The sequence below is a fragment of the Sporosarcina aquimarina genome, assembly GCF_019748715.1.
In the GTDB taxonomy this organism is placed as follows: Bacteria; Bacillota; Bacilli; order Bacillales_A; family Planococcaceae; genus Sporosarcina; species Sporosarcina newyorkensis.
The window spans coordinates 113,497-121,341 of sequence record NZ_JACLBZ010000010.1 but is presented as its reverse complement, the minus strand read 5'-3'; the positions used below and the strand labels follow the sequence as shown (position 1 = coordinate 121,341).

7 protein-coding genes are annotated in these 7,845 nt (G+C 40.8%); all 7 read right to left on the bottom strand.

Annotated elements, in window-relative coordinates:
- Positions 1-295: 295 nt before the first annotated feature.
- Positions 296-1,363, bottom strand: coding sequence for an aldo/keto reductase (locus H7J92_RS05605; RefSeq protein WP_221835849.1), 1,068 nt, complete (start codon positions 1,361-1,363; stop codon positions 296-298).
- 330 nt (positions 1,364-1,693) lie between these two features.
- The gene (locus H7J92_RS05600) at positions 1,694-2,506 is read right to left on the bottom strand and encodes an HAD-IIA family hydrolase (RefSeq protein ID WP_343228073.1); all 813 of its coding nucleotides are present in this window, start codon (positions 2,504-2,506) and stop codon (positions 1,694-1,696) included.
- 16 nt (positions 2,507-2,522) lie between these two features.
- A complete protein-coding gene (locus tag H7J92_RS05595; protein WP_221835838.1) occupies positions 2,523-3,323 on the bottom strand; it encodes a sugar phosphate isomerase/epimerase family protein in 801 nt (266 codons plus the stop codon).
- Positions 3,323-4,459, bottom strand: a complete 1,137-nt coding sequence (locus H7J92_RS05590; RefSeq protein WP_078818033.1) for an ABC transporter ATP-binding protein — start codon at positions 4,457-4,459, stop codon at positions 3,323-3,325. The genes H7J92_RS05595 and H7J92_RS05590 overlap by 1 nt, the downstream gene beginning before the upstream one ends.
- Before the next feature lie 13 nt (positions 4,460-4,472).
- Positions 4,473-5,297, bottom strand: coding sequence for a carbohydrate ABC transporter permease (locus tag H7J92_RS05585; protein ID WP_221835835.1), 825 nt, complete (start codon positions 5,295-5,297; stop codon positions 4,473-4,475).
- Positions 5,287-6,201 (bottom strand): carbohydrate ABC transporter permease, encoded by a 915-nt coding sequence (locus H7J92_RS05580; protein ID WP_221835833.1) that lies wholly within the window; start codon positions 6,199-6,201, stop codon positions 5,287-5,289. The genes H7J92_RS05585 and H7J92_RS05580 overlap by 11 nt, the downstream gene beginning before the upstream one ends.
- Positions 6,202-6,278: 77 nt before the next feature.
- Positions 6,279-7,571 (bottom strand): ABC transporter substrate-binding protein, encoded by a 1,293-nt coding sequence (locus H7J92_RS05575; RefSeq protein ID WP_221835830.1) that lies wholly within the window; start codon positions 7,569-7,571, stop codon positions 6,279-6,281.
- Positions 7,572-7,845: the final 274 nt, after the last annotated feature.

Genomic DNA, 7,845 nt, shown 5'->3' with positions numbered 1-7,845 from the left:
CTCCCAACGCTTCGCTTATGCTCGCAAAAGCCATTCTTCGTCACGGCTTTTCCTGCGGGATGTAGCGCAAATGGTGAGACCCCGTAGGAAGCGAAGCGGACGAGGAGGCTCACCTGCGCCTCGCGGAAAGCGTCCCTGCCCGTAGTGGAAATCCCTTAAGCAGCTCCAAGTTTGCAGTTTCTTTGCATAGAAAAAACCGAACTATTTTACAAAACTATGTTTGAATGTTTTGTAAACGTTCGGCTTTTTATCGTTTTGAATCCTTTTGTCCCAGTCTCTTTTTTGAAACATTTCCTTAATCCAGCTCCAGGGATTTTCTATATCCCTGAAGGTACGTTATTTCAGACGGTGAACTGTTAGCAATTGAATTCATTGCACGGTGCCATAACGGATAGAAAGGTTCCGGACGTGCAACCGATTCAATTTTATCATGCTCATCCTTTGATAGTTCAATTTCGTACGAATCAATATTTTCGCGAAGCTGCTCCTCATTTCGGGCAGCAATAACGACCGGGCCGACATTTGGACGATCTTTCACCCAGGCAAGCGCAATCTGCGGAACCGTCAAGCCACGGTTATCCGCTACTTCCTGAAGTGCATCAATGACTCTATAAAGCCTTTCTTCATTCTTCACCCAAGGCTCTGACCAACCTCCGCCCTGACGAGTATTTTTTGGCGCGCGTTTATCGCGGCTGATTTTTCCGTTAAACAAGCCTTCACCGAGCGGACTCCAGATCATCGAACCAATCCCTAATTCACTCCCGGCAGGCAGCAGTTCATATTCTGCTTCCCGGGCCTCCGGTGTATAATAGATCTGTTGGCAAATCGGCGGTATGTAGCCGGGTTGCTCTGCAATCGTAAAGGTTCTGGCAAGCGCCCATCCGCTGTAATTGGAAACGCCCCAATAACGGATCTTTCCTGATTTAACCAAATCCGTCATCGCTGCAACCGTTTCCTCTACCGGCGTACGCCCGTCCCACAGATGGACAAAGTATAGATCCAGATAATCGGTTCCTAAGCGCTTGAGCGTCTGGTCAATGGATTGCTCGATATTAATGCGAGACGCACCAACGGAATTCGGATTACCCCCTAATGGGAAACCGGTTTTCGATGTTAAAAGTACTTGATCCCTGCGGCCTGCTATAGCTTCGCCAAGAACTTTTTCTGCATCTCCTTTTGAATACAGGTTTGCGGTATCAAACATATTGATTCCAGCTTCCAAGCAAATATCCACCATTTTTCTGGCTTGCTCGCCCTGAACGTTTCCCGCAGCTTCAAATCCGTTTGTTCCACTGAAAGGAATGGTACCTAAAATATATTTAGGCACTCTCAGACCCGATTTTCCCAAATTGATATATTCCATACGATCCTCTCCTATCTCTAATGCTCTACTATCCTTTTCCCTTCATATATGTGGATCAATCATTTATGAGGAAAATCTACAAAAGCAGATAGGAGTTGATTTTATACACTATCACCCCAAGTATGGAGTCGATAGTTCACTTTCAAATAAAAAAACTGAGTTGGCACAAAACCGGCACACTCAGTTTTTTCTACTTTCTATGCAGCTTGTAAATGCCTACTACGAGGTACACAAAACGAATTCCATTCATATCTATTTTCATACTAACCCAGTAACGCTTCATCTAGAAGGTCCGGCTGTCGACATCAAATATTCAACAAAAACGCCATCTTATACTTTAACCATAGCATCTTCATCTATGCCACGAAAAAGATGTTTCATATTTTCTATTACATAATCAGGTCGTATCCCGGTGCTTTCCATATCTGTCTCCCTTGAAATCCCTGTTAGAACTAAGCATGTAGCAAATCCCTGTGCTATTCCCAACTGAATGTCCGTATCTAAACGGTCACCAATCACCAATATTTTTTGTCGCTCAACACCTAGTAGCTCAACCATCTGATCACTATAAAACTTATCAGGTTTACCAATCACTTTATTAACTTTCTGTCCCGAAGCCACCTCTATCGCTTTCGCAAGGGATAACGTATCTGGGATGAAACCGCTCGGTACCGGACAAGAGGGATCCGGATTGGTGATAATGAAGTTTCTGCAGTTTCTGACCGCGTCCATCGCAAACTGTAAATCATCATAAGTAAATGATCTGTCCATCCCCGTAAGGACATGGGTTGCTTTCATCGGGTCCTCTGTTGTTTGAATGGAAAAGTTTCTAAGTTCCGTTCTGATTGCCTCTTCTCCAATAATAAAAACAGTTGCATCAGGCTCAAACACGGAAAAATAAGATCCTGCCAGATACGGGGCAGTAAGAATTTCTTCTAGTTCCGTAGCAATACCCATTTGTTCTAGCCGGATTTTCCCTTCCTCACGTGTTAATGTAGGAGAGTTTGTAATAAAGAGCACTTTTTTCCCTGTCTTGCGAATGATATGTATCGTTTCCTTAACTCCAGGAAGCAATTTATCACCTAGATAAATCGTGCCATCCAAATCGAAACAATACGCATCAAAATCATTAGGTAAGATCACTCTGCTCCCCCTCATACTAGCACGCAAAGACTCTTTGATTTAAAAATTCTTTTCCTATACGCAGCTCATCCAAAGAAGTACCAGGCGCATATTCTAGAATCAATTCACAATCAATCTCATTTTCATTTAGCGTATTGATAATTTTACTCCAATCCATTTTTCCTGTTCCAATTGGTAGATGTTCATCCGCTTCTCCTAAATTATCATGGATATGAAGCGCGATTAACCTGTCTTTCACCATTCGTATTACTTCAGGTATGTCCCAACCATCCAGCTGGGCATGTCCAACATCAAGTAAATAACCGGCTGTCTCATCGATCTCGTCTAAAAAACTTGCAAATTCTCTTTCATTAAAAAGAGCATTCCCCTTGTATCCAACATTTTCAATAGCGAGCCGGACCCCTAAAGGTCGCGCAACTTCACATAATCGCTTAATATATTCAGCGGCTCGAAGTTGTGCTTGCTTTTTATTAAAACTTGGAGAAAAGCAGAACCCTGGATGAATCACCACATGGTCGGCATGAATCATCCCTGCAAATTCAATCGCTTTTTTGTATTCAGTAAATGAAGCTTCGCGAATTGCTTTATTTTCGCTTGTCAAATTTATATCCCATGCGGGAGGATGAATACTAAAAGAAACTGGAAATTTCTTCAGCTCAATGGAGAGTGTCTCAAACAACTCCTCCATCTCATTCCATGGTCCGCCATCCATCATAATTTCAATTTTATCCGCTCCGTACTCTATTAGCTGATGAATATTTGTAAGGACATCATTGTTCAATAGTAGCAAATCCGAATAAGTTACTGATTTATTCATTATACAGTCACCTTTCCTTCTTCAAGATAATGCAGCTCTTCTACCACTTTCATCTGTTGTGGATAGCCTATATTCTTTTCTGTATTTTTAAAGAAAAAATGAAATTTCTCCATGAATGGTCGAACATAAGCATCCTGCCCATCGTGCCAGTTTCCATTTTCACTCATTGCAATCAGCTCTTGTCCATCCACGTCTAAATAGACTCCATAATTATCCCCTTGATTTTCAACATATTTTACTTGACCACGTAATCCATTTGGCAAAGGAATGGCAGACAACTCTGTATGTTCCGGTCGGATACCGAACAATAGCTCTTCCGCTCCTATCTGTGAAATCTGCTGTTTCCATAGATCATTCAATAAAAAGCTCTGTTTCCCTATTTTCACTGAGCCGTCACCCAACTCCATCTCCAATATATTTGTCGGAGGAGAACCGATAAACTTTGCCGTAAATACATTTGCAGGTCGATGATACACATTCTCCGGTGTATCAATCATTTGTAACTCTCCGTTATACATCAAGACAATTCGATCGGCAAACGTCATCGCTTCAATTTGATCATGGGTTACATAGACGATCGTCTGACCTAACATTTCGTGAATTTTCTTCAATTCCTTTCGGGCAGAAACCCGCAGCTGGGCATCCAGATTGGATAAAGGTTCATCCAGCAGAAAGAAGTCACTTCGTTTGACCGTTGCCCGAGCCAGTGCCACGCGCTGACGTTGCCCACCAGATAGCTGTTTTGGAAGACGATCCTCGTATCCTTTTAACTGCAGCATCTCCAAAACAAACTCAAGCCGCTTTTCAATTTCTTCTTTGTCTACCTTTTTAACCTTCAAACCGTATATGATATTTTGTTTCACTGTCATATGCGGGTATAACGCATAATTTTGGAAAACCATCGAAACATTCCGTTTTCCACTCGGAATATCATTCACCTTTTGACCATTCATGAATAAGTTTCCTGCCGTAATATCTTCAAGCCCGGCAATCATCCGCAAGATCGTCGACTTACCACATCCGGACGGACCTAGCAATATCAAACGTTCTCCTTCTTTTATCGTAAAGTTAAGGTCCTTTACAACTTCAGTGTCGCCATAAGATTTCTTGACATGCTCAAATTTGATTTCTTTCATTATGCACCCTCCATTATTTAATACCTGATGAAGTGAATGTCCCTATAATATACTTTTGGAATGATAGGTATAAAATGAGTGGGATGATCATCGTAATGACCGATACAGCCATCGCAACAGTAAAATTCGTGCCGCCTTCCGAGCTGATAAACATCTGAAGCGCCAAGGGCAATGTATAATTTTCAGTTGTTTTCAACACAAGCACCGGCCATACAAACTCATTCCAAGTACCAATAAAAAACCATATTCCTACAGAAGTTACCGCGGGTCGTACAAGGGGCAACACAATATCCTTCATGATTCGGCCATGCCCCATATTATCCAAACGAGCTACTTCAATCAAAGAGCCCGGAATGTTTTTCATTGCCTGATGAATCAGGAATATACCTACAGCGTCCGCCAATTGCGGCAGAATCACTCCCCACACACTATCAAGCATTCCAATTTCCGAGATAATCAGATAGTTGGGGATCATCGTGACGGTAAAAGGAATGAAAATTGTACCGATTAAAAGAAAATAGATTACTTCTTTCCCTTTAAATTTAAAATAGACAAACGCATAGGCCGCTAAAAAGGAGGTCACCAACTTAAATACTGTGGCAACAGAAGCTACAACAAATGTGTTCATAGTAATTTTCAAAACAGGCAATGAAGCAAATAATGTTCGATAATTTTCCAAACTAGCGTTAATCGGAAGGATGTTCAGTACATTATTATATGCATCCTCTAATGGCTTAAAAGACATTCCGAAAGCATAGATAATGGGAAATACCATGACTAGGACAGTAACCATGAAAATAAAATGCCAGATCGTCTCCGCATGTCTACTAATTCTCATAATAAACCCCACGCTCTACAAACTTGAATTCAAGAAATAGCAGCAATAAAAACAACGCCATCGTGATAATCGATAAGGTTGCTGAGTGTCCTGTACGGTATACAACAAATGCTTCATGATACGCATGATAGATCAGATTGGAACTAGCATAATCGGGTCCGCCTTGCGAAACTACTTTTACGGGTGTAAATACATATTGTAAACTCTGAACAATCGTGATAATAAATACATAAATCCCCGTGGCACTACTCATCGGCAAAATGATTTGGATGAAAATACGCCAAAGTGGAATATTGTCTAGCTTCGCCGCTTCAATGATTTCCCTAGAAATTCCGTTAATCGAAGCATAAAGAAGAATGAAATTATAGCCAAAAATCTTCCAGGATGTAATCAAACTTAACACGACGATAATCCATCCTTCTGCTTTTGACCAATTGGGTATCTCCAACCCTATCCATCCAAACACAATAGCCAAAGGACCCGAAACCGGATTTAACATCCAAGTAAATAAGATCGAACCGACAACCAGAGAAATAAATGCTGGTAAAAACAGGGCACTTTTATAAAAGTTTTTGTACTTTTTTAACACAATATCAATAACAAAAGCAAAAATATATGGGATTGCACAATTAATAACTAGTAATAACGCGATATAAAGAAACGTATTGCCGAGTATTCTATAGGTTTTCGGATCAGAAAGTACTTCTATGTAATTTTTCAATCCAACATACTCTTTTGTCGGACTGATCATATTCCAGTCAAAAAAGCTTAAATATACTGTATATATAATGGGCCAAAATGTAAAAACCGCAAAGATGATGATCGAGGGGACGAGCAATAAGTAACCAATCGCATTCTCTCTATTAATTTGCAACATTCTTCTTGCGGCTGTTAACGAACTCATGTCACGATTCCTCCACTTAGTTCATTTTTTAGATTGACGGGAGGTGGAACAACCTCCCGAACAGATCTTGTAAATTATTATTGTAGTAGCTCATTAACCTCATCTTCTGTAGCTTCCAGCCCCTCTTTAGGAGAAACACTTCCTTTTAGCAGCTGATCACGAAGATCAAGTAACAACTGTTCAGCCTGCAATCCTGCATCCCCTGGGAAAGAAGCCCATGGAACTACTCCATCCATCTGCTCAATAGCAGCCGTCATCATCTCATTTTCTTTCAGATACTCTTTCAAGCCATTTTCCGCATCTGCAACATCATGACGCGGTGGTACATAGCCCGTTCCTTTCGTCCATTCAGCCATTGCTTCCACACTATACAAATAGCTCATAAATTCCCATGCAGCCTTCTGTTTTTCTTCCTCTTGTGCTGTGATCGCAAGCATCGCTCCTCCTGCCGGAAGCTTCGCATCTTTTCCTTCCCATATAGGGGATCTCACTGCAGCCACATCAAATTGTGCATTGTCTTGAATATTGGAACGTTGCGCAATCGTCGTATAGGCCATCGCTACACTACCATCAATAAAGCTTTGTACTCCTTGATCCCACCCTATATGCAATGCGGTTTTATCCTTTACTATCATATCTGTTAATAATTGATAAGCTTCAATGCCTTCATCCGATGCAAATGTTGCTTTTCCATCCGTTAGGAAGGATGCTCCATTACTTTCAAGCAAGGCTTGAGTAGCCCAGTTATCAGCCGGTTCTTGGAAATAGAATCCGTATTTTCCTGTACGTTCTTTAATCTCTTTTGAAAAACTTTTTACTTCTTCCCATGTTTGCGGTCCATTTTCATCAAGACCCGCTTCTTTTAACATGTCTCTGTTAATATACAAAACTGGCGAACTTAAAGAATACGGAATACCCACCTGATCGCCTTTCGCGTTCTTTGCCAAATCCATTACATTGGGTAGAAAATGATCTTTAAGAAATGTCTTTTCTTCAGGGAAATGTTTATCAATTACCGTTTGTGGTGACACGTACTCAAAGTTCTCGGAAAAGTAGTTTAAAAATGCCCAACCGATCTGAACTACTGCAGGTGAATTACCAGCCGCAGCCTCGGCTTGCATATTCTGCATCAGCCCTTTGTACATATCGGGATTGTATTTGGCTACCACTTCAACGGTATCACTTTGTTTATTAAAATCGTCTACCAATTGAGTAACCGTTTGTCCCCCTTGAGTTTCTGCATTCACATGCCAGTACTCGATGACTGTCTTTCCATCATTTCCGCTACTCTCACTCGAAGCTTCGTTATTACATGCTGCAAGAAATATTGTAAATCCGATACATAATGTCGCTAGTAACCATCGTTTCATGATTTTTCTCCTTTACTGTTCACAGTTTGTGTGTTTCATCTTGGAAGGTTATTCACCGTATGTACATCCATAGCTGATCTTAAAATTCGGAACTTTCATCATCACAGAACTATCTTATATACTTTTCTACTCACCTCACAAACTAGTAGTAGTTTCGACGATTGTTTATTTCCTATTCACTTATGAGTATAACTCTTGATTGTTAATGGCGTTTAAAGGGCATGTAAAGAATTATTAATGTCGTAAAAGAACGTATCTATCTGAATGTGTTTGA

What these genes read in the sequence shown, in the direction of transcription:
- H7J92_RS05590 (WP_078818033.1), bottom strand. Translation starts at nt 4,459, where the DNA reads ATGAAAGAAATCAAATTTGAGCATGTCAAGAAATCTTATGGCGACACT.
- H7J92_RS05575 (WP_221835830.1), bottom strand. Translation starts at nt 7,571, where the DNA reads ATGAAACGATGGTTACTAGCGACATTATGTATCGGATTTACAATATTT.
- H7J92_RS05595 (WP_221835838.1), bottom strand. Translation starts at nt 3,323, where the DNA reads ATGAATAAATCAGTAACTTATTCGGATTTGCTACTATTGAACAATGAT.
- H7J92_RS05580 (WP_221835833.1), bottom strand. Translation starts at nt 6,201, where the DNA reads ATGAGTTCGTTAACAGCCGCAAGAAGAATGTTGCAAATTAATAGAGAG.
- H7J92_RS05605 (WP_221835849.1), bottom strand. Translation starts at nt 1,363, where the DNA reads ATGGAATATATCAATTTGGGAAAATCGGGTCTGAGAGTGCCTAAATAT.
- H7J92_RS05585 (WP_221835835.1), bottom strand. Translation starts at nt 5,297, where the DNA reads ATGAGAATTAGTAGACATGCGGAGACGATCTGGCATTTTATTTTCATG.